Source organism: Vibrio sinaloensis, assembly GCF_000808535.1.
Classification (GTDB): Bacteria; Pseudomonadota; Gammaproteobacteria; order Enterobacterales; family Vibrionaceae; genus Vibrio; species Vibrio sinaloensis_D.
This window is the reverse complement of record NZ_JWLV01000001.1, coordinates 486,370-509,440: the sequence shown is the minus strand read 5'-3', so window position 1 is coordinate 509,440 and position 23,071 is coordinate 486,370. Positions and strand designations below refer to the sequence as shown.

The 23,071-nt window shown below is 46.9% G+C and carries 18 protein-coding genes; 4 read left to right on the top strand and 14 right to left on the bottom strand.

Annotated features, from left to right (window positions below; genetic code table 11):
• Positions 1-27: 27 nt before the first annotated feature.
• Positions 28-1,881: a maltodextrin glucosidase gene (gene malZ / locus RJ47_RS02215; protein WP_039480971.1), complete on the bottom strand. Its 1,854-nt coding sequence runs from the start codon at positions 1,879-1,881 to the stop codon at positions 28-30.
• On the bottom strand, positions 1,878-3,674 hold the full coding sequence (locus RJ47_RS02210; RefSeq protein ID WP_039480968.1) for an alpha-amylase family glycosyl hydrolase: 1,797 nt from the start codon (positions 3,672-3,674) through the stop codon (positions 1,878-1,880). Before RJ47_RS02210 ends, malZ begins: the two co-directional genes overlap by 4 nt.
• Positions 3,675-4,063: 389 nt before the next feature.
• On the opposite strand from RJ47_RS02210, the gene RJ47_RS02205 reads away from it, so the two are divergent.
• Positions 4,064-4,258: a hypothetical protein gene (locus RJ47_RS02205; protein WP_005474617.1), complete on the top strand. Its 195-nt coding sequence runs from the start codon at positions 4,064-4,066 to the stop codon at positions 4,256-4,258.
• 42 nt (positions 4,259-4,300) lie between these two features.
• Here RJ47_RS02205 and RJ47_RS02200 read toward each other — a convergent pair whose 3' ends face one another.
• From RJ47_RS02200 to RJ47_RS02155, 10 genes are all read right to left on the bottom strand, one after another.
• A complete protein-coding gene (locus RJ47_RS02200; protein WP_039480965.1) occupies positions 4,301-6,091 on the bottom strand; it encodes a GGDEF domain-containing protein in 1,791 nt (596 codons plus the stop codon).
• Positions 6,084-7,238: a substrate-binding protein gene (locus RJ47_RS02195; RefSeq protein WP_231565926.1), complete on the bottom strand. Its 1,155-nt coding sequence runs from the start codon at positions 7,236-7,238 to the stop codon at positions 6,084-6,086. Before RJ47_RS02195 ends, RJ47_RS02200 begins: the two co-directional genes overlap by 8 nt.
• A 235-nt stretch (positions 7,239-7,473) precedes the next feature.
• On the bottom strand, positions 7,474-7,785 hold the full coding sequence (locus RJ47_RS02190; protein WP_038136351.1) for a helix-turn-helix domain-containing protein: 312 nt from the start codon (positions 7,783-7,785) through the stop codon (positions 7,474-7,476).
• 411 nt (positions 7,786-8,196) lie between these two features.
• On the bottom strand, positions 8,197-10,416 hold the full coding sequence (locus RJ47_RS20670) for a phosphotransferase (RefSeq protein ID WP_052237898.1): 2,220 nt from the start codon (positions 10,414-10,416) through the stop codon (positions 8,197-8,199).
• Positions 10,417-10,419: 3 nt separating this feature from the next.
• Positions 10,420-12,207, bottom strand: coding sequence for an ABC transporter ATP-binding protein (locus tag RJ47_RS02180; protein ID WP_052237897.1), 1,788 nt, complete (start codon positions 12,205-12,207; stop codon positions 10,420-10,422).
• Positions 12,207-13,364 (bottom strand): glycosyltransferase family 4 protein, encoded by a 1,158-nt coding sequence (locus RJ47_RS02175; RefSeq protein WP_039480959.1) that lies wholly within the window; start codon positions 13,362-13,364, stop codon positions 12,207-12,209. Before RJ47_RS02175 ends, RJ47_RS02180 begins: the two co-directional genes overlap by 1 nt.
• Positions 13,361-14,563 carry a glycosyltransferase gene (locus RJ47_RS02170; protein WP_039480956.1) on the bottom strand — a complete coding sequence of 401 codons (1,203 nt, stop codon included), beginning with the start codon at positions 14,561-14,563 and terminating at the stop codon, positions 13,361-13,363. Before RJ47_RS02170 ends, RJ47_RS02175 begins: the two co-directional genes overlap by 4 nt.
• A 27-nt stretch (positions 14,564-14,590) precedes the next feature.
• Complete coding sequence (locus RJ47_RS02165; protein WP_052237896.1) at positions 14,591-15,754, bottom strand: glycosyltransferase family protein; 1,164 nt, start codon at positions 15,752-15,754, stop codon at positions 14,591-14,593.
• Between the two features lie 218 nt (positions 15,755-15,972).
• Positions 15,973-17,565, bottom strand: coding sequence for a bacteriohemerythrin (locus tag RJ47_RS02160; RefSeq protein WP_039480953.1), 1,593 nt, complete (start codon positions 17,563-17,565; stop codon positions 15,973-15,975).
• 17 nt (positions 17,566-17,582) lie between these two features.
• Complete coding sequence (locus RJ47_RS02155) at positions 17,583-18,860, bottom strand: HD-GYP domain-containing protein (protein WP_039480950.1); 1,278 nt, start codon at positions 18,858-18,860, stop codon at positions 17,583-17,585.
• Between the two features lie 215 nt (positions 18,861-19,075).
• Here RJ47_RS02155 and soxR point away from each other — a divergent pair, with 215 nt between their 5' ends.
• Positions 19,076-19,519, top strand: a complete 444-nt coding sequence (soxR, locus tag RJ47_RS02150; protein WP_038136366.1) for a redox-sensitive transcriptional activator SoxR — start codon at positions 19,076-19,078, stop codon at positions 19,517-19,519.
• Here soxR and RJ47_RS02145 read toward each other — a convergent pair.
• Positions 19,514-20,389 (bottom strand): AEC family transporter, encoded by an 876-nt coding sequence (locus RJ47_RS02145; RefSeq protein WP_039480946.1) that lies wholly within the window; start codon positions 20,387-20,389, stop codon positions 19,514-19,516. The genes soxR and RJ47_RS02145 overlap by 6 nt on opposite strands.
• 56 nt (positions 20,390-20,445) lie before the next feature.
• Positions 20,446-20,922 (bottom strand): peptide-methionine (S)-S-oxide reductase, encoded by a 477-nt coding sequence (locus RJ47_RS02140; protein ID WP_039480943.1) that lies wholly within the window; start codon positions 20,920-20,922, stop codon positions 20,446-20,448.
• 318 nt (positions 20,923-21,240) lie between these two features.
• Between RJ47_RS02140 and RJ47_RS02135 the strand changes: the two genes are divergently transcribed.
• Positions 21,241-21,891 (top strand): Qnr family pentapeptide repeat protein, encoded by a 651-nt coding sequence (locus RJ47_RS02135; protein WP_039480940.1) that lies wholly within the window; start codon positions 21,241-21,243, stop codon positions 21,889-21,891.
• A 179-nt stretch (positions 21,892-22,070) separates the two neighbouring features.
• Entirely contained in the window at positions 22,071-23,069 is a 999-nt protein-coding gene (locus RJ47_RS02130) for an ABC transporter substrate-binding protein (RefSeq protein ID WP_156143291.1), read from the top strand.
• The last annotated feature ends 2 nt before the right edge of the window (positions 23,070-23,071 follow it).

Here is a 23,071-nt window from a genome sequence, read left to right as displayed (position 1 = left end):
TTATATCAATACCGATTTATGTGAACTCTAACTACCCCGTTGCAAAGCCAACAGATCGCCAGACATGGGTGAAAGGGTAAGGGGGAGTTGACCGTTACAAGCCGATGTTTTTTGCCCTGAGAGCGAAGAGATAAACTCACCGTCGGTTACAGCGGTTTTCCATAAGTCGATAGAGAGTGTCTTTGGTGTGTCAGAAAGGTTAAAGCCGTTGATTACCGTGTTGTCGCCAAGCTGGCGGGCAAAAACAAAACTCTCGTTGTCTTGATAGAGCGGAATATAGTCACCTTTTTGCAATGCCGGATTTGATAGCCGCAGCGCAATCAGTTGCTTGAAGAAAGCAAGATACGAGTTGTTTTCAACGGTGTCCCAAGGCATGCAGCGTCGGTTGTCCGGATCATGGCTGCCCATCATACCAAGTTCTGTCCCGTAGTAGAGGCAAGGCGTGCCCACGTAACCAAAGAGTAGGGTCGCCGCCAATTTGAAGCGGCGTGGATCGTCTTTCACTAGCTCAAGGAATCGAGCGGTGTCGTGGCTATCAAGTTGATTGAGCTGCGACAGTTGGTTGTGCCACGGGATCTTGGCGCGAGCCTCGGCTTGCCAATCAAGGAAATCGCCGACCGAGAGTTGAATCGGATCAAACGAGATATCAAGCTGAGCCAACAGCGCTCGAACGGGGTGGGCGAATCCATAGTAGTTCATGGCGCCGTCTTCTTGATCGCCTTGCAGCCATTGGGTCGCTTCAAAAAAGTGCTCGCCCAAGACATAACAATCGGGGTTTACGTCTTTCGCGGATTGTCGGAAGGCTTTGACATAATGCGCGTTGTTTTTCGCGCCTTCACCTTCGCCTAGCATGTGTATTACATCAAATCGCCAACCGTCAATGCAGTAAGGTGGTTTGAGCCAATGTTTGATGACAGCGTCTTCCCCTTGGTAGATATAATCGCGCACTTCGGGATGCTCAAAGTTCAACACGGGTAGAGAGCGTATGCCTTTCCAGCCAATGTAGTTTTGGCTCTCTCCATCAAAGAAGTAGTAGTGACGGTAAGGAGAGTCAACGCTTTGGTATGCGCCTGTCGCCGGGCTAAGCCCTTGCAAGTTAAACCAAGGATGCTCAGTCGATGTGTGGTTGAACACCGCATCCAGCATGATTTTCATATCTCGTTGGTGGAGTTTTTCACACAAGCTGGCGAAATGTTCGTTGGTGCCGAGATGTGGGTCGACTTGCGTGTAATCTGACGTGTCGTACTTGTGATTGCTTGGCGCCGTAAAGATAGGATTAAGGTATAAGGCGCTGACGCCAAGCGCTTGTAGGTAATCGAGTTTTTGCTCAACACCATACAAGTCACCGCCGTAAAACTCGCATCCACCGTAGCCATTTTCTGTGTCGACAGGCGAGCCCCACGCTTTTGAGGTGACCGACTTATGACCGCCAGAGACAAGGTATTCGCCATCTTTCACGCTGATATCAGGATTGCCATTGCAAAAGCGATCAGGAAATATCTGATAGAAAACCTGCTCACTTACCCATTCTGGTGGTTGATGTTCGGCGTTGAATTTAAAGTGAGTTTCCTTACTCGGGACACGTTGGCTCACTCCTTTGCCATCCAGCCAGTATTGATGGTTGTCTGCGACGAGCTTAAACACATAGTGAGTCATGGCTCGGTCGCTATTGAGCTCAAAGGTTGCTGTCCAGTAGTTGAGGTGCTCTGTTTCGCCGCTAAGCGTCATCTCGACGAGGTATTCTTCGTTGTCTGGTTCATGGCGGACAACAATTTTGTTGAATGCCGCGGTTTTTTCGACCGCGAGTCTGACGGTCAGCTTCTGGTCATGTCGACTTACCCAGTCTGAAGATTGACCATGAAAAATAAAAGGTTGCGTCATGCTGGGCACTCCTCGCTAGGTGAAACGTCAATTTCTAGAAACAGGCTCGCCAAAGGGGGCAACTCAGCCTCGATCGCACCCTGACCACCGGTGACTTTTAAGGTGTAATGAGTGTCACTCAGGCGGTCAATACAGTTGTAGTCTCCATCGCAAAGCTGCCAAGAGCTGATAACCTCCGGTGGCAGTATCAGTGAAAGTGAACGCCCATTTTGGTCACAAAAGTTGGCGACTAGCACCAGTTTTTGTTTAGCAGAGGAGCGTGCAAAGGCATACAGCTTGTCTTGCATCGGGGCGAAATTGTCATAGTTGGCTGCGTACAAGTCATGGTAATCGCCACACAGTGCAGGGCTTTGATGAGCAAGATTGAGTAGGGTTTGATAGAAGTGTCGCAGATCTCGTTCACTTGCGCTCAACTGGCCACCATCAAAGGCGCCATCATTCATCCAACGCTGGTGGTGTGGTACGCCGATGTAATCAAAGATTGAAGTACGTGAGGGCTGGCCAAATCCAGCCAGATCAGCCCCAGGTTCGCCCACTTCTTGGCCAAAATAGATCATGGTCGGTGAACTCGACAGGCAAGCGGAAACAAGCATCGCAGGTTTGCCTTTTTCTGCATTGCCGGCAAATTCTGGCGAGGCGATTCTCTGCTCATCATGGTTGTCGAGAAAATGCAGCATATGGTGTTCAATATCGCGCAGCTCATGCTGGATGCGGCCAATCTCTCCCGTGGAGCCATGACCTTGCATGACAGCTTTCAACGAGTCATACAGGTCAACTTTGTCGTATAGGTAATCCATTTTACCGAGTTGAATGTAATCTCGATATAGATCGGGCTGATACACTTCTGCCATCAGAAACGCTTCTGGATTGCGATGTTTAATCCAGGCGTTCATGTAACTCCAAAACTCTACCGGCACCATCTCTGCCATGTCGTAACGGAATCCATCGACGCCTTTCTCGGTCCAAAACAGCGCGATATCGCGGAATTTTTTCCATGAATCAGGCACGTCCTTATCTTGCCAGAATGCAAAATGGGCAGCGTGGTCTTTGTGGCGGTAGTCGTCCGGTAGCGTGTCGAACTCTTTTGTGCCATCTGGTCGAACGCCATAGTTCACTTTGACCGTTTCATACCAGTCATCGAAATTTGGCTGGGCAAGCCGAGAGCCGTTGCCTGTCCACTTGGCCGGGTACTCGGTATAGGGCGTTTCATTACTCGGGTGTGACTCGCCGCCAAGGGGAGGCTCTGCCGCGAGTTGTTTTGGCAACTTAAACGCTTGCTCTGGCAGATAGTAGAAGTTGTTGTCGCGTCGATAGGAGACAGAGGTATCATCACTAGCGCCAAAGTCTTCCACTCCTTCAGGGTTGTTCAGGCCTTGATACACGCGCGCGACATGATTTGGCACGATATCGACAATCACCTTCATGCCAGCACGGTGGGTGCGCGCTATCAGATCATAAAACTCTTGATTGCGACGGCTTGGATCATCCGCCAAATCTGGGTTGACGGAATAATAGTCTTTAACGGCATAGGGAGATCCAGCACGACCTTTGACTATCGAAGGGTGATCATCGGTGATACCAAACTCGCGATAGTCGTTGATTAGTGCATGGTGCATGACACCTGTGTACCAAATATGCGTGATCCCCAGTTTGTGAATTTCACTTAATGCTCGGTCAGAGAAGTGGCTAAACTTGCCGACACCATTCTCTTCGATGGTTCCCCACGGCTTATTGTTGGTATTGGTGTTGCCAAAGAGGCGGGTAAAGACTTGGTAGATGTTGGCTTTTTTCATTTGAGATGCATCTTCCTCGTTTCAACGTTATTCGCAGGCTAAAACAAGGCTGCTTCTCTCTACTCATCCCTTTGCATGTATTTGGGGGCGTAGAAAACGAAAGTGTGACTTGAGTAGTAATTATAAGCGCTGTGGTCATGTCCATGTTATCCAGACAAAAAGCGTGCAGTGCAAAGGTAAGTAATTGAGGAAATGAATAGTGGATTCAAGCTCACAATTTGGATAATTGGATAGATGGGACTTAGCTTGATTTAAGATGAATAAAACCAATAAATTCATGTAATTAAATTGTTCAGGTCTCTCTGATTACTACTTTCGTTGGTTTTGACATCAAAGCGTTCTTTTCTAACCTTAATTGGGAACAACGTCAGAAGAAAAGGAGAACATGAATGGCGACATTAAAACAGGACATTCCAAATCGCGTCACGGTCTACCACGATGATCTTGAACAAGAAAATACGCTTAAAAACGCGATGCTTCCTGAAAAACCGAGATACTTTAACGGCGCTCCAACCTACCAAGCGGGCAGTATTGATGAGTTCAAATCTAAGCTCAGTCAAATTGGTTTGTCGATAGACACTTAACCAAACATTATTAAAAAGCTCGCCACACACGTGGCGAGTTTTTTATTCTGCGACGATCTGATTTCTGCCACTTTGTTTGGCTTTGTAGAGCAGTTTGTCTGCGTGGTCTAGAACTTGGGTGAATGCTTTTTCGTTAGGCCAACTGACCAACCCCATACTGACGGTTACAGGGAGGGGGTGGCTAGAACAGAGCTTCTCCGCGAGATCACGTTCAACCCGGACGCGAATTCTCTCAGCGATTTGTGCCGCTTCGTGCAGTGTGGTGTTTGGCAACAATAGAGCGAACTCTTCCCCGCCAAGTCGGCCAAACATATCCGATTCTCGAGTTTCCTTAGCGACCGCGTCACAAAATGCGACCAGTACATCGTCACCCACAGAGTGGCCACACTGGTCATTAATTTGTTTGAAGTGGTCTAAATCCATCATACAGATGTAACAAGAACTGGCGAGGCGGCGTATCTCTTCGGCTCCGTCAACCAGCGCGCGTCGATTGAGTATGCCTGTGAGTGGGTCTTCACGAGCTAACCGAGTAAGCTGCATTTCTTTTTGTTTTATCTTGGACGCCATATCCGAGAATGCTTGAAACAAATCACCGATCTCATCGTCGCGATTGCTGAACTTTGTATCGGCTTTCCCCATGCGTGATAACGTTGAAATTCGCCTTCGAAGATCAGTAATCGGTGAGGCGATATAGTGAGACAGATAGCTGATGAGCCCAACAAATAACAGCGCAGCTAATACTAAATACACTGAGATTTCACGAATCAGAGTTTGGTTTTGCTTATCAATTTCTTGCTTGGAGACAAAGACGACGAGAGTGACGGAGTGCTTGCCGTTTTTGAGATTGATACTGTCATGAAAGACAAGGTGTTGCTTGATATTGATTCCAATCGGCTGGTTGATCATGATGCCCCCAAGATCTTCTCGAAACACGGGCTCTATAACTTCATTCAGCCCGTTTCGCTTGAGCTGATCTAAGCGCATGTAGTTAGAGCGTGACAGAGAGGCCAGGCTATCATTTCGCACAACGAAAACATCGACATACTCTAAACCACTCTCGGTGAGTGAGCGTTTAATGTCGAAAAGTTGGTCTTCGATAAGCGTTCGATCCAGAACAGCCGTGTAATACCCGATAAGTTCCTTATTGCAGTCGATTAAAGGTCTTGAGAAAAAGTAGGTTTCATTGTCGAAGATCAGACCAAGGCGAGACACCACTTCGCTTGAGGCGAGGTTGACGACTTGTTTGGGAAGATTTCGTTTCTCTCGCAATCTGCTCAGTTGATTGCTTAGGTCTCGATTCGCTTGAGAGTTAGCTTCACCATGTTCTTGCAGTTCGTTGAGTTTCTTCAATGTACTTTGTTCTAGCGCGATATTCCTTGGGTAATTAACTTGCCACTCTTCAAAGGCGCCATTGAGCAACTCAATGGTTTCCGCAGGTAATACTCGAGCATTTCTGAGGTCTTGCCTCAGTATGTAGCGATTACTCTTATTGGAAGAAAGGTGAAAGTTTTGCACCCTTCCTGATAGGTCTGAAATCATCAGCGCCGAAAAACCGCGACTAAAGCTAAGCGCATTGGAAGAGGCCTCTGCCCAAGATATTGATGGTTCTTGGCAAAGTGACATTGCTGAACTTAGGCGATCAAACTCGGTGAACCTGCCCTCGATATAGTGGCTGATCTCATTGGCACCCAACAGCGCGGAAAGCTGACTCGAGCGGAATATATGATCGATGGTTAACGTTTCTCGAGATTGATAATACGCATAACCAAAACCGAGTATGCTCGCCGCCAGCGGGAGAAGAATGAAAAAGACTTTGGTCCGCAGTTTATTCATTAGCACTCTTACTTCGCTGATCGCCGGGTCGGATGGTGCCAAGGTTTTTAATCACGGATAGAGATCCATCACGAAACTGCGCCAGATACATAGGGAGATCGACGTGGTGGTCTTCTCTCACTCTAAGCTCCGAATCACCAAGATACAGGGTGGTATTAGGCAAAGCATCGATCAGCTTTTCTTTGTCGACTTCTCCTACCTCTTCGAGTGAGGCAGCAATCAGATAGATCAGATCGTAATGCGCTTTACTGGAATAGGTCACCACCGACTCTTGGCCAAAGTGTTTTTGATAGTTGGTAACAAAAGATTGGGCGGCGGTTGCCTCTAAGCTACTGAAAAAGTGCAATGCAGTGAGCACGCCGTCGAGCGCAGAGGAGGGAAGGTTAGTTAGGTAGGTTTCATCTGCAGCAAAAGCGACGACCTGTATCTCGCGTTCAAAATCGAATGATGCCATTTGATTGAGGAAGTTGAAGCCGTCTTGACCGGGCAAAATCAGCATGAGGTTGTTTGCTTGTGATTGCTTAATTCGCTCAAAAACTGGCGTGTAGTCTCCGACACCAAAGGCCGTGAATTCGGTATTTGATACCTTGCCGTTGTGCTTTTCTACCGACTCAATAATGCGTTCTGACATACGGTGCGGCCATATGTAGTCGTAGCCGAAAATGTAAAAGTTGTCGCCGACATTGTTAACTAGGTAAGGAACAATTGGCTCAATGTAGTGTTCAGGAATGGTACTGTAGCAAATGAGGTAACGGCTAAAATGGCGTCCTTCATAATCAATACCGTAAAAAAGAGGGGTTTGGAACTCTTCTGCGACTTCCGTCATGGCGTAGCGTGAAGCACTACTAACTGGGCCGAGGAGCGAGAATACTTGGTACTGTTGAATCAGCTCTCGGCTGAGCTTAACGCTTTTCGCTGGGTTGGTTTGGTTGTCGCGGACAATCAGCTCAAGTGGACGTCCTAAAACGCCCCCATTGGCATTGATTTCATCAACCGCAAGTTGCGCACCCTTTAAGGCTTGTTCACCATAGATTGCAAAGGTGCCAGTTAGCGGCAGTACAGCCCCGAGTTTGATGCTGCTTTTCTCAGGAGAGCAGCTGGTGTTGAGCAGTGCAAGCAGAGATAAAAGAAAGCTTTGAATCTTCATAATATTGATTATTTCTTATAGTTTTTAACGCCATAGTTATAGTCTAGGCTAAGACATCGAGAAGGTAATAGATGGAGAGAGAAAACGGGTGTAACCCCTTTAGTTTGGTTGAGCCAACACTCTGTCTTCTCTCGCCTCTAACATTGCTGAGACTTAGCCGCGCACATACAAAGTGATCGATCTAGTGGCAAAAGAACGTTGGCTTATTGTTGGTTGCCTGCCTTATGCCAGTCGACTAATTGGCGGGGTCATAAGTGTCGATAAAATCGAGTATTTCAATTTTGGTGAGTGTGTGTAAGCTCGACACTTGAATTACGATCTCTGCCATTAAGTCATCTTCACAATAGAAATAGGCAACAGGTGCATTAAGCACTTCAGAAATACGCTTTATGGTGGCGTAATCTGGAGCATGTTTTCCTGTTTCGTATTGACTGATTCGTGCACTTGCGCCTGCCGGCTCCATCCCTAGTTTATTTCCCAGCTCTTCCTGGGTTATTCCTTGTTGTTTTCTAATAGATCTTAGCCGTCTAGGTAATGGGCTAGTCATTCAGTTGGCACCTCCATATTAGTAGCATGGTTATATTAACCTTATAGCATTAGATAAATTACTAAGGAATTTTTAGATCTGATGTCTTTGGTGGATTATTTTGATTGTAAAGGAGCGGGGTAACTATATGTAATAGATCTAGCTTAGATTTAATTATATAGCCAAACTTTTTACTGTTAGTTTTATCATGTTGAGATCAAAGTATTTGAAAATTAATGCTTTAGTACTAGGTTAATTCTACGAATGACGTCGACAATAGACATTGTCAATATTGGAATGGTTATTTCGTTTAGGTATATAAGACTGATCTTCGCTATTTTTTTAAATATAAATTGTTTTTGTTGGCTATTACGAGTTGGATGGAAATGGTTGGTGGTTAAATATTGATCAAATAGTTTGGCTTATTTTATTCTACAAATTTTCTATTTGATCCTCACAAAGCGTGATAATACTTCCAGTAAATTTCCGGCGTTCTGGAATTCGTTGGCTGATCGATATATGTCGAATTAAGCTGAGGACTCGGTAGATCTCTATTTCTCTCTCTGCGTCACTGTGTCCGCAAAGGAGAAGATAGCGTGTCACAAACTGGTTGATATTGTGTTGGGCAAAGAGAGGATCGTCATACACGCGCAGGCATTGTTCTTGTATATGGGCGATGAAGTTTCCTAGATCTAGGTATGGAGAGCCCAGACACATTAAGTCGAAATCAAGCAAGTGCAGTTTGTGTCCATCCCACAGCACTTGGTCATGGTAGAAATCTCGATGAATGGGTTTCAACTCGGATGCTAAAAGCTGTTCACTCAGAGTGATGCTTTGCTGGATCAGTGCACGTAGCCGACTTTCTAGGCTAGGTTGCTGCTCTGCTACTTTGTACAAACCGTCATGTAAGATCGTCAACTCTTTAGCCATCGTGTGTTCTTTTTTAATGGGTAACTCGGAATTGTGAAGTTTGTATAGCGCAAGCGCCAATTGGTGAGCAAGTGCTGGTTCGACGTTTTCACAAAATGGTTTAAACACGTTGTCCCCCGAGACTTTCTTTTGAAACCACATGTTCAGCTCTCGCATCGCAAATAGTGGCTCGGGGACATGAATATTATCTGAGGCTTTGTTTCCGAACTCTCCTTGGAACAGAGTAGATTGAGTTTTCAAGCTGTGTTTGTCTAATCCTTTGGCTCGAATTTTCCCGATAATCACCTCCGGGCTGTCAGCGGCGGTCGAGTATTCGACGATGGCTCGTTTATCCTCTTTGAATCTCACCAAGGTTGCGTGTTCAATTGATAAGGGCGCTTTCATTTGAGCATTGATTTGCTGCTCTACGATGTGTGTGTCCAGGCAGCGCGCCACTAAATGGCGGAACGAGTCTTGGGTACCTAAAGATTGCGTTAAGTAAGCAAAGGTCGCCGTGAGTAATCGTTGGCAAGCGAACTGCCAATCAGCGAGCCCAAATCTTAGCGGATGGTAGATAAGTTGGAATACGCCAATTGCAACAAACAGATCGATTTGGCGTCGATCTGCATTTCGTTTTTGTAAATACCCATCAAGAAAGATATGCGCGATTTTGGCGTAATTGTTTTTTGAGATTAAACCTATCTCCGACTTATAACGTAAATGAGAGAGAAAGTTACCCAAGTCGAATGCACTAAACCAAGTCGTGAGATTATCAAAGTCGATAAACTCGATACGTTCTGATGTGACGAGCACCTGATCGGCGTAAAAATCGCCGTGAATAAAACACTTCTCGTTTTCAATTGATGTGACTTGTTGAGCGAGTTGCTCGGCGAGCCATAAGGTGAGTGAACTCTGTTGCGGAAGTATTTGGGTTATAGACTGGGCATGGTTTTGAATCAGGTTGGCAAAGTGGCGGGTATCCACAGCCCGTATTTTTTTCGATACCGTTCGATGATGAAATTCCGCTAGGCGCGCTCCACACAGATAATAATGTTTAAGCTGGTCTGTGGTCATGGGATCTTCTTGATTGAGCGGCGAGCCTTCAATCCATTCATAAATGAGCATGCAGTGTTTGTCGCTTTTACCTACGATGTTGCCAAACGGACTGTTTGGACGCTTTAAATAACTCACACTTAGCGTTTTGTATCGCTCAGGAGTATAGAGTTTGACCACCAAAGGCGTTCCATCCTGCAAGGTCAATTTGGCGACAAAGCGTCTTTCTGGCTTGTACTGTAATGGCGTGAGCAGCGTATTGTCTGCATCGGTAGCGTTGAAAAAAGCACGTTGCAGTAACTCACGGCGCCTTGTGACATCGACAAGTCGCTCTAGCGTAGGCAAGCGTGTGTCATAAGGATATCGATTGAAGACAAGGTTACCCGTTTCGATGATATGGCTATGCGTTTCGGCAAAAAGGCTGCCAGATTGGGCTTTTTGCTGCGCTTTATTTACCTTAACTTTGTCCGAATACGCTTTTAGATAAAACAGAAAGTGCCTTTCATTGTGTTTTATTTGGTAGAGGCATAGGCAACTGCTGCTTGGTTTGTATCTGAGGTATTCGCGTCGGAGCTCGGTCACGTTCGACCAGCCGAGCACCTCTTTGACTAGGGCGAGCACTTGTTCTTCAGCAAAAAGAGTGTCGATGCCTGGAATTTGGTTGTCTTGAGGTTTTGATTGAAACGACACCGCCTAACCTCCTTCACACAATCGTTGTGCGTCGGTTGTCATCAAGGTGCTATCTGCCACGATAACCTGTCCGTTTTTTATCTCAACTTGTGCATCACACAACTCTGCACATTGATGGCGGTGGGTGATCCAAAGTGTGGTTTTGCCTTTTGATAGTTCTAAAAGCGCGTCACTGACGGATGATTCGGTCTCTGGATCCAGCCCGGTTGTGGGTTCATCGAGAATCAGTATTGGACTGTTTTTTAGCGCGGCTCTTGCGATGGCGATGCGTTGACGTTGCCCGGCAGACAAGGTCACGCCACGTTCACTGACGTGAGTGTCGTACCCCTCTGGTAGCGACTGAACAAAATCGTCGATTTTCGCCAACTTTGCCGCGGCAATAATGCGTTCCGGCGTGGCATTTGGGTCTGCGATTGCGATGTTTTCTCCAATGGATGCCGAGAACAGCGCAGTCTCTTGCATGACGACAGAAAACTGCTCGCGGTAGCTCTCTAGCGTAAACTGGCGAATGTCTTGGTTGTCCACTTTAACCTTGCCAAAGGAAGGGTCGTGAAGTCTTAACAACAAAGAAATCAAAGTGGACTTACCGCTGCCAGATGCGCCTATTATCGCCAGGCGTTGTTGGCTCGGAACGGTTAGATTAACATTATGAATGGCAGGGCATTGCTTTCCTGGGTAAGTAAAGCTGAGGTTGGAGAACTGAATGTGGCCTATAAAATTTGGAGCGGGCGTGGCGTTTTTGCTCTCTTTGATGGCGTGCTCCTCGTCTAGAACCTTGAGTACGCGCTCTCCCGCGGCTGACGCTTTCGCTAGGCGAGCGGTGTATTTGGTAAAATCGCGGATCGGACGAAAGACGCGGCGCAGGTAGTAAACAAACACAATGAGCCCCCCAGGAGTGAGGCGTCCAGCGAGAACTTCCAGCGAGCCAAACGTGAGGACCAAAGCGGTGGAAAGGGCGACCAAAATCTCGACGGTACGTTGTAAACTGGCTACCAGCTTTTTGCCTTTGACGCCCTCTTTTAAGCTCTTACTGTTTGCTTGTCGAAAAGAATCACCAAATCGATTTTCGATTTTAAGCGCTTGAACGGATTTAATCGCACCAATGGATTCCGCGGCGGTGGCGGCCATGTCCCCCTCTCTTTGGCGATTCTTCTTGGCCACGGAATGAATGCGTTTACTTTTGCTTAGCGTCACTAGCCAAAGAATGGGAAGGGGAATTAACGCGATCAAAGCAAGTTGCCAGTTCAGCCACAACATCACGGATAAGATGAGCACAAAAATAAGCCCACTGCTAAGTAGTGGGACAATAGCGGTTACAGAGACTTCCTTAATCATTCCCATGTCGCCGATTAACCGAACGATCAGATCGCCACTGCGCTGCTTTTGGTGATAGAGCACCGATAGCCCTTGTAGGTGGGTGAACAGCTTTTCTCGAAGGCGAATGATGATGTGATTGCCCGCAACGGCCATGCTGATGGTGGCAATGTAGGTGACAATGGCACGCAGCATAGTGATGACGACTAAAATGACCGCAAACCACGCGATGTATTCGATAGGGTTGAGCGCTGCGAGAGGCTGAAAGTGTTCTTTACTACTTGGGTTACTGATCACCAGACGATCAATAATGAACTTAAGTGGCCAAGGTTCGACCATTCTCAGTGCCGCTTGGGCGAACAAACAAGCAAAGGCTAAAAAGATTAACCCGCGTTTTTCACGAATGTAAGGCTGAGTATATTGAGCAAATTTAATCAGCCCGGGTAAGCTTTGTTTAATCCCTTTTGGCCTGGCCATTAAGCCACCTCTGAAACCCCTGCTAAAGAGAGTATAGACTGCACCCTCAATGACCAGCTGTGTTTGTTTTCAGCCTCAATTCGGGCGCGTCTACCAAGTGTTTCTCTGACCGTTCGATTTTGAATCAAGTGTGAGAGCGAAAACAGCAGGGCCTCTGGGTGTTCGGCATCGTACAAAAGCCCGGTTTCGCCATGGGTCAATATGGTGTTGATCTGCCCCAGATTGGAGGACACCGTCGGTAAGCCTGCTGCCATATATTCGTAGATTTTTAACGGAGAGAAGTAAAACGCGGGCTGTTTTGGATAGGGCGCAACCGCAATGTCCATTTGTTGATAGTAGCTAGGAATATTTTCTGGGGAAATTGCTCCTGTAAACGTGACAGATGAGTCGATATTGAGTTGGTGAACCAAGCTCTCCAATTTTTGCTTCTCTGGCCCATCTCCCACGATCAGTAGGTGGCATTCAGGGTGCAAGCGTAGGACTAAGGAAAACGCCTCTATCAGTAAGTCGACACCGTGCCAAGGCTTTAGCGTGCCCACAAAACCAATGGTTGTTTTGTGGTTTTGAGCGTGGGGGAGCGATCGTTTTTTGATGGTATCAACGTTGACGCCATTGGGTAGCACGTGCACTTTCCCGCGCGCTTCGGCAAACTCATTGAGGTAATCGGCAACATGTTCCGACACGGCAATGATGGTGTCAGCATGATCAAAACAGATCTGAGAAATGTAACGCGCTGCTCGCTCATCACAGAGACTGCGGTATTTCTTTTGCTCCTCTATCAAAGGGGCGTTGACTTCCAAAATGGTGGGCAAGCCGTGTTGATGCCCATAACTCATTCCAGCGTGCGACCATAGTGAGTAGCGCTCGTAGACAAACTCATAGGGCGCGTATCGGCTAAGCTGGCGAATGGTCTCATCATTGTCGCGAATATCCGACTGCTCACGCAGGGAGCGATCGCGAATTTTGGTGTGGCGTACTTTGTGAAACTCTACGCTCGCTAGGTCGTTCGGACATTGGTCTCCGCTGGCCGCCGCAAACAGTGACAGCTCCACGCCTTTGTTTCTCATCGCTCGAATCACTTCCTGTATATGAAGTGAGCATCCTTTGGTGCCGAAAGCTGGCACTCCTCTGTCTGAACACACATAAGCGCCTTTCATGATTGCGACCTCGCTGAATGAGTTTGGAAACAGTTGCGTAGCGTACGAGTGTTGATATCTATATTGAAATGCGACTCAATGTGGTATCTCGCGTTGGTCGCAATGGATTGAGCCAGAGTCTGGTCAAGAAGCAGGCGTTCAATGGCGGCGGCCAACAGTTCTGGGCTGCGTGACTTCACCATCAGCCCAGTATCATTGTCATGTATCACTTCGGGTATGCCAGTGACATCGGTTGAGATACAAGGGGTGCCAAGCGCCATGGATTCGACCAATACCGTTGGTAAGCCGTCTTTGTTGTTGTCACTTGCGACGACGCAAGGGGCAATGAACATGGCCGACTGAGTGATTTTTTGTTTGACCAGTTCCTGCGGCATTGGCCCGAGCAAGTCAACGTGATTCTCTAAGCTGAGTGTTTGGACGAGTGTGTAGAGTCGATCGTGCTGATCCCCCGAGCCGACGATTTCACAACTGAACGGCGTGCCTTTGTCGCGCAAGATAGCGCAGGCGCGAATCAAATCATCGAAACCTTTCTTTTCGACCAAACGACCAACGGCAATCAACTTAGGAGGACGGTCTTGGTAGGGGTGGAAGGGGAACTGAGTCAGATCGAGCCCATTGTAGATGCGAACAAGTTTGCCTTGTTCAACTCCAAGTGAGTGGCTAAGGTAGTCGACATTGTAGTCACTAACGGTCACAGAGAAATCGGCTTTGGCGAATTTCCTTTTGATCTGCTCATAATCGTTGTCTTGATGAAAAATGTCTTTGGCGTGAGCGGTGAAACTTGACGGCAATTGGCACAAGCTCGCCGCAATTTGAGATACCGTGGTGGCCGTTGTCGCAAAGTGTGCGTGAATGTGCTCAATCTTATGTCTGTGGATATGTAAAGCGAGCTCTAGTGCCTGAGTTATTTCGCGTGCGCTTGCTTCGGTGTATTGAGCGAGAACGTGCCAAAGGTTGGGATAGGTTTGAGCCGCGCGTTTTTGAAGTTCCCAAAATGCGCTCGCCCTGTCAGCTTTACTCGATAGATACGTCACGGGAGCTCTCACCTGCGCGATGATGTCTTGAAAATGGCTATCTTGAGGCGGTAATAAGGCGTAAATACGTACTTTTTCACCTGCACGTTCATGAGCGAGAATTTCATTAACGATGAAGGTTTCTGAATATCGTGGGTATCGCTTCACAACGTAGGCTAGGTGCATCGTGCAGTATCCTTATTTTTCAGCAATTTACAGTAAATGGGACAAAATCTTATCTTCAACAACCTGCATCCCAGTTTGATTGATGGCGGCATTCTGCTGCGGCTTCTTATGGCACTCCATGAGAGCGCAGACCTTATGGACTAACATTGTTGGGGTTAACGTCTCTGGATTGAGGTAATCAAATATCCCACGTTTTGCGAGGCGTTGAGCGCGAATAAGCTGTTCCTCGACAGGGGTTGTCCTTGGCAGCAAAATTGCGGGGGTATTGCAGCTAATCAGCTCACAAACTGTGTTGTACCCAGCCATTGAGATAACCAGATCGGCCGCTTGGATAAGCGAGACCAAATTGGGGTTAAAGCGTTCAATGGTCAAATGAGCCAGTTGTTTCGCGCGCTGGGTGAGTTGATTGGCCTGTTGCTCGTCCATCTCTGGACCCAACACAATGTGGTGTTCAAGGTGAGAAGGAAACTCCGCAAGCAAAACGGCTTGTAGGTAAGTCTCTATAAGCAACTGACCATCGTTGCCTCCTCCAACGGCAACTAGCACTTTCTTTCTTTGGTTTGGGGTGTCGTGCTTGTGAGCTGAAAGGTGTTCTGTTGGCGGAATTAAATAGCCGCAGAAAGTGGTTTTACTCTGGACAGTAGTTGGAAAATCATACTCTAAAGGTAAATCAAAAATGCTTGCGTCACCAACGACCAGCACCTCTTGATAATACTGTTCGATCACTTGGTGATAGTGATGCTTGCACCACACTGGGATTGTCTTGTTTGGGCTATCTAAAATATCACGGAGCAACAGCAGGTGTTTGCATTTGTGTTGCGTTGAGGAATATTCAAATAAAGGTAAGAGCTCGCCAGATAAACCCGTTGGCTTCTTGTCAATGACACAGACATCGGGTTGAAATTGATGATAAGTGTCGAGGATAAGCTGGGCTCTTAGGGATTTGACTTTAGGTGTATCAAAGCACTTAAGACGTGGATGGTAAGCGCCGGTAGTATCTCGGCTCAAGCAGGGCAGTTTGACATAATCAATTTGTGGGTGGGTACGAAAAGCATGGTACATGGGAGACCCGGTAATCAATAAGACATACAAATCTTGATGCTTACTCACGAGGTAAGTCGCTATGGCAACCATGCGGCGGATGTTGCCCAAGCCATAACTGTCATGAGAGTAAAAGAGTAGCTTTTTCATTGTAAACCCACTGATTGACGATATGTCTAATTCGCCCGATTGGAATAACTAATGCTTTAGTATGACTAAAAAAGTATAGACTTCGATTGGAATGTTAGTGAGTGCTAATGTTGGGAGTGTTGGTAACACGATGAATCTACAAATAATTTAATTTATAGATTTGTCATTATCATGGTGTGAAGGGATACGCCGCTTTGGAGCAAGCGGCGATGGTAAGCTCAGTGGATGCCTCCGTGTTTGAACTCATCGGCGTAGGCTTTGTCTTCTCGCATGATATGTTGAACCAACCAGTTTTTAAGAAACTGCATTAACTCATCGCCGACTTCTTCTCCTTTCTCAACGCGACGTTGGAACTCAAGCACTTCTTTGACCAACTTTTTGTGCTTCTCTTTATGCTGTTGGTTTTGGCTGTATTCAACTTGGTCGAATAGGGTTTCTTCATAGGTGAAATGATTGGCGGTGTAGTCAATAAGCCCTTGAACAACGCGTTTGATCGAAGCCAAACCATAGTTGTTATGGAGGAGGTGATGGAGTTCATTGACCAAATGTAGCAGTGTTTGGTGCTGACGATTGATCTCTTCGATGCCGATATCCAGATTGTCGCTCCAGTCCATCAACCGATCCCGACGGCCATCTTCTTGCTCAACCTGATGAGGATTAATGGCAAAGCGGTGCAACAGCGAATCAATTTCGCCTGACAGGTTGCGTACTGTGATACTGGCGATCAAGGTTTCCTGGGTTGATTTGACGTTGTTTTCCGATTCAGACGCTATCAGATCCAGACACTGACTGAGTTCATTGGTTTGCGCTGTCTGCTGCTCAGAAGAGGCGGCAATTTGTTTTCCTAAGGATTGGATTTCCTCAATCTGCTCATTCAGAGCTTTGAAGGTATTTTCCGCGGTTGAGGCAATTTCGAGTGAATGAAGCATGCTGGACTTGTTCTCTTGCATGGTTTGCATCACATCATCGGTTTTGTTTTGCAGATTGGTTATCTTAGTGCGTATCTCTTCTGTTGCTTCTTGGGTGCGCATGGCGAGATTACGAACTTCGTCGGCCACGACTGCAAATCCTCGTCCTTGTTCTCCCGCCCGAGCACTCTCTATTGCGGCATTAAGGGCAAGAAGGTTGGTTTGTTCGGCGATGCCGCTGATGGTTTCCATTACTTGACTGATTTGCGCTGTTTCTGCCATCAAGGATTCAAAATGTGTGTTCGAGTTGTCGATGTGTTGATTGGCACTGTCTAAGGCGTTTTCGAGATCTATCATGTCGTGCGTGCCTTGATCCGCTTGGCGTTTTGCTTGGTTGGCGACCGTTGCGGTTGTTTCGCAGTGATCGGACACTTGATGGGTGATGTCGGACAGTTCACGAATGATGATTTCCGCTTTATCGACGTCTTGTTTTTGCCCAATCGCGCCTGATTTGGACTCCTGAGAGTCCTTTTGCACAGTGTCCGCCACGTCTAGCAGGTGCTTAGTCGATTTGCCTAGGGCATGGATTGTCCGTGAAATATCAGAACCGATTCGATTGATGGTGTGGTAAATCGGTGGAGTCACGCCCGGCTGGTGGGCAATTCTCTGGGTTAAGTCCCCTTCGGAAAGGTGCGTCGCGGCGTCTTTCACTTGATGCAGAATCTGGGTAATTGAGCTTAAGATAATGGCCAAGCAAAGACAGTAAATAAGAACAAGAAGGAGCGCCAACCACGCGCTGGTGGCCGCGAGATATAGCGTCACAGGTAATGCCAGCACGAGACAGAAAACAACGATTTGCAGCGCCGATAAATGGGTGAGTTTGTCGAGCAAGCGGTGGTACATGTTTACCTCTCTATCGGTTAGATGGCGTTCATAGACAAGTCCGTAGACAGTTGATAACACTGCTCTAGATGAGCCTCTAAGCAATGATAGACATCTTTATCGAGCTCATTGCGCTTCACCATCGGGTACATGATTTCGACGATCTCTTCTTTTGATAGTCGGCTACGGTAGGGGCGGTCTTGTGACAGTGCCTGAAACACATCCACGATCGCGATAATACGTGAGGGGAGGTCGAGCTCGTTTCCTTGCTTATTGTTGGGGTAACCGCTGCCATCAATGCGCTCATGGTGGTTGGTCGCCCACTCACCAATTTTTGAACCGGGGAACACCATTTTTAGAGCTATTTCTGTGTCGATGGTGTGCCTGCGGATGCGAGTGTACTCTTCCTTGGTTAAGCTCCCTTGCTTATGAAGGATTTCGTCTGGCGTTCGCAATTTTCCAATATCGTGGACAAGGCCGGCAACGTACAACTGTTCGGTCGTTTTGGCGGGCAGTTTCAACCTTGTGGCGAGAAACTTACACAGTTCAGCCACTTTGATTGAATGTTGGTAGGTGAAGGGGCTTTTTGCGTCCACAATACCGGCGATAAAGGTGCCGAGCTCGACAAGGTTCTCAATGGTTAAGTCTTGCTGGAGCCAGTCAAGATGAGTGAAACTCAAAGGAATGGCTTCAATGTTTTCTGGCTCCATTGAGAACCAAAAACCGTCTCTGTTGGTCAGTTCGGACATGGCTTCAATGTAATCCGGACGAAAGAGCGTCCCTTTATATTGACGCAGTTGTTCGGCGATACTGCGTTTTTTGAGAGTAATGAGATCGCTATGCTCGTTATCGAGGTGTCGGGCGCGTAGTACGTCGAGTCGGTCGGCAATAAAGATAAGTGCCGCAATATCTTTTTCGAAAGGCGATAAGTGAATGCCTTCCAAGATATCCCAAGCCGTATGGTGGTGGCGGACAATATTCGAAAACTGCGCAAGGATGTTGCATTGTTTCAGGGCATTGTAGCCGTGAATGCAGTGGATGCTGGGGTCGTCGGGTTTGAATTTACTCACCAGCTTGGTGTGCTCTTCGGTTTGAGAGACACCACAGTCGTGAATGAGACCTGCTAAGAAGCAAAACTCTTGCTTCTTAACGTCCCACTTAAGAAGTTTAGCGCATTCATAGCTGATATATCCAACACGATGATTGTGGTGAATGTCATCAACGCCCACATAATCGAGCGCCCTCGCCACCCAGATGAGAGCGTGTTTTAAGTCTACTGAAAAGCTCTCATTGTTGATATTTCCAATGGCTTCCATATTCGCCTTCCTGACTATTTTTTTATTCTTACTTTAGTTTAGGAAACTCTCAATGATTCGGCGGTAATTTTTAACCAACTGGCTCAGCGTACCCTCAATTTTTCAACAGCTTGGCGAAAATGTAGGGTACGTCGAAAGTGCGATCCCTGATCTAGGCGTAATGGTATACCTAAAGTAAACTTGAGGAATAAATGGATTTGTTAAGGAGTTCGGATATGGATATGAGTGTTGGCGAGGTGGCGAAACGGGCGGGAGTTAAGGTCTCTACGTTGCATTTTTACGAGCAGAAAGGGTTAATCAGTAGTTGGCGGAACCAAGGTAACCAACGAAGATATCACCGCAGTGTTCTTCGCCGTGTCGCGGTGATCAAAGCGGCTCAAGAGGTTGGGCTGACTTTAGAGGAAATTGCTCAATCATTGGCTTATCTACCCAAGCATCAAGCACCGAGCAAAGAGCAATGGGAAGAGATGGCGTCTGAGTGGAAGGCGATGTTAGAGCACCGAATTCTCCAGTTGAAAGCCCTGCAAGATGATCTCGGTAGTTGTATTGGTTGCGGCTGCTTATCGATGAAATCTTGTGCGATATACAATCCACAAGACATTCGCGCAGAAGCGTATCAAGGAAAAACCATGCTGACTAACCCAGAGGAGTGGTCATAGCGAGAGTGCAAATGTCAGCAGTATCGGCAAGGTTAAAATACTGAAAAAGTTGCCAAACAAGACCATAGAGGCCACATTGACAGGCTCGATACTAAAACGCTCAGCAAACAGATAGTTCATCACCGCGGGTGGGAGCATGGAGAACAGTACCATCATCTGCAACTCCAACTTTGGCAGCGGGATAAACGTATAGATGGTGGCAAACGCGATGCCACCGGTTATCAGCGATTGTAACGTACAGAGCAAGCCGACCTTTAAGCCACTTAATCTCATGTTGCACATTTGCGCGCCGAGTGAAAGCAACATGACAGGAACCGCTGCCTGACCGAGCAGAGCCGTTGCCTCATAGAGGGGAGCCCACACCCCCATCCCCAGCAAGTTGATCGTGAGCGCCAATGCCGCGGCGAGAAAAATAGGCATTCTTATGATCTGCTTAAATGGATTGCCTTCGCTAAGTAAGGCGAGCCCAAGGCTTATATGGATACATGCTGATACCACAAACAGCAAAACCGCGGGGGCAAGTGCCGTATCACCAAAGGTATAGGTAAATAGAGGGATCGCTAGATTGCCGCTGTTTCTGAACATATGCGGCGGAGCCCATGCTTTAAAGTTCAGTCCTGACACTCGGCACCAAAACAGCATAATAACGCCGGGTAACAGTACCGCGATGAGTGATGCCAAAAGTAGAGGAAGCTGCTGGGTATCTAGTGGCATCGACACGAGGGATGAAAACACTAACGCCGGCGTGAAGGTATCCATGTTGATTCGATTAATGGGGCGAAAGTCGGGTTTAAGCCAGCGACCGACGGAAAAGCCCACTGCAATCAAAGCAAACACGGGGAATAGGATACCAATAACTTGTTGCAGCATAGGGGTTAAGCTCCGCTTGTACGCGACATCGGCGTATCTATTTTATAATTAGGTGACTAGTTTTCTCGGTATTTGTGCAGCAAATCGATGGGGATATGGCAGTAGTCATTGGGGAAACGAGACAGCCTATCTTGGTGTTCATCGTCACTTTTGACGTAGTTTGTCAGTGTTTTTATCTCTACCACAATACGTTCGCTGTCTTCACGCTGCTCAATATGGCGCTTCGCCGCCGACAAATGTGCGGGATCGTCACTGTAAATGCCAGTTCGATATTTTTCACCGACGTCGTTGCCTTGTTGATTGAGACTGTATGGATCGATGATCTCAAATAAATAGTCAACCAGCTCTATCACACTCACTTGGGTGGGTTCGAATTCAACCCGCACACATTCAGCGTATCCGTCATAGGGGCCACTTGTGGTTGAGCTTGTCCCATTTGCTCTACCTGCTTGGGTCGATATTACGCCCGGTAGATGTCTTAAGAATTCTTGAACGCCCCAAAGGCAGCCACCTGCGAGATAGATTGTTTGCATTGAGTTTTAATCGTTATTAAACAGTGAATCAATTAGAGCAAAATCTTGATAATAGGCAAGTCTGTAACGGTTATTTGTTTGTTGATGTCGATAAATTATTCGGGTGGCGTGTGATCGTTTTAACACTTTTTAAAGATGCAGAAAATAAATGAGCCATATGCGCATATCAAAAAACAAAAACAGAGGGCTTAGCGTGCGTATTTGGTGGCTTAAATTGGCGATTTGAGCGATTTTTATTGTTATGTTTTTCATGCACTTATGAAGCTGGTGTAAACGGTTGGGAAGATGCTAGGTTGTCGACTCTTAAACGGAGGGAATATGATCCAACACAAACAGACATACATAAACCAAGACTTTTCAAAACAAGAGCTTCACTCAGCCAAATTTGAAGCGTGTAAGTTTTACAACTGCAGTTTTGAGTATGCCGACTTAAGAGAGGCACAATTTGTTGACTGCCGCTTTATTGAGTCAGGTGCGATTGAAGGGTGCAGCTTTAACCATGCCAATCTAAAGGACGCAAGTTTTAAAGGGTGTCAGTTGGCGATGAGCCAATTTGTCTCTGCGGAATGTTTTGGCATCGAAATGCGAGACTGCGATTTGAAAGGTGCCAACTTTGTTCGGGCGAATTTCACCAACCGAATCAGCCACAAAGCCTATTTTTGCTCGGCTTACATAACACGATGCAATCTTTCATACACAAACTTTGAGCGCGCAGTGTTGGAAAAGTGCGAATTGTTTGAAAATCGTTGGAATGGCGCGCACCTATTTGGTGTTAACTTCAAAGGTGCCGATCTGTCTAGTGGTGAGTTCAGCTCTGAGCAGTGGGAAAGCGCCAACTTTGAAGAGTGTAACCTAGCCCATGTCGACCTAGAAGGCGTCGATGTTCGGAAAGTGTCGTTGTTCGGCGCGAAGATCTGCGATTGGCAGCAAGAGCAGCTTCTGTCCCAGCTTGGGATTATTCTTCTTTGACGAGTCAAAATTACCTGTATCAAATTCTATAACCATGTCGTTAATTTCCAACCTTTTGTGACGGAATACACGTTTAAAGCAATTGTGTAGCAAGATTTCTTCATTACGATGTGATTTTTGATGTGCAACTCAAATCATAGGCTAATGTAATAAAAGTTTCGTTTGCATAAAAAATAAGTATGGGGAACATGCTGCTTTTACAACGCAAGAGCTTTTGGCTAGGTTCAGTGTGTCTATTTTTAATAGGAGCGACAGGGTACTTTCTTCTTTCAAAGCAGAAAGGAGAAATGTCGACGGTTCGGGTTGGAGTCTCCTTGACTCCGACCGCGTCTCCTTTTCTTATTGCTGAAAGGCTCAAACTGTTCGAAAAACATTCTCTCGACGTTAGCCTCTTTCCTTGCGTTTCTGGTAGTGCGTGCACACAGCTGATGCTAGACCACAACGTAGATTATGCCACCGCCTCAGAATCGGTAGTGATGTTTCAAAGTCACGAGCACAATGAACTTGCTTTGTTGGTGTCGTTTGTTGAGTCAGACAATGACCTCAAGTTGCTCACTTTGGGGCCAAACAACATCCGTAATGTTGCTCAACTTAAAGGTAAGCGAGTCGGCCTTATAAAGGGAACCGCAAGCGAGTTTTACTTTGATTCCATTCTGCTGGCTAACGATCTAAAAGGGTTGGATGTGAAGAAAGTCTACTTAGATGCTAATGATCTCGTTCCTGCTTTGCTTTCTTACCGTGTTGAAGCGATTTCTGCTTGGGAGCCGATGGGCTATCAAGCCAACCTTCACTCTGCTGCTGAAGTGATTAATTTAGGTACTCGCGGAGTGTATCAACTCTCGTTCAATCTTCTTTCTACTACGCCTTACCTTGAGTTTGTTGGTGACGAGCCAACTCGATTGCTTAGCGCGCTAAATGAGGCGATTCAATGGATAAATATCAATCCAGAGCAAGCACGCATTTTAGTCGCGGAGCGGCTTAACATTCCGGTTAATCAAGTGGAATGGTCTTGGCAAGATTACGTGTTTCGACTCTCGTTGGGTAATTCGTTGTTGTCTAACTTACAGTTTCAAGCCCGCTGGGCGGACGAAGCGGGACTTGTCGCGGGCCCGAACCCAGATTTTCGTGACGTTTTCTATTCTCGTCCTTACCAACAGGCCACTTTGCAGAGATATTAGCG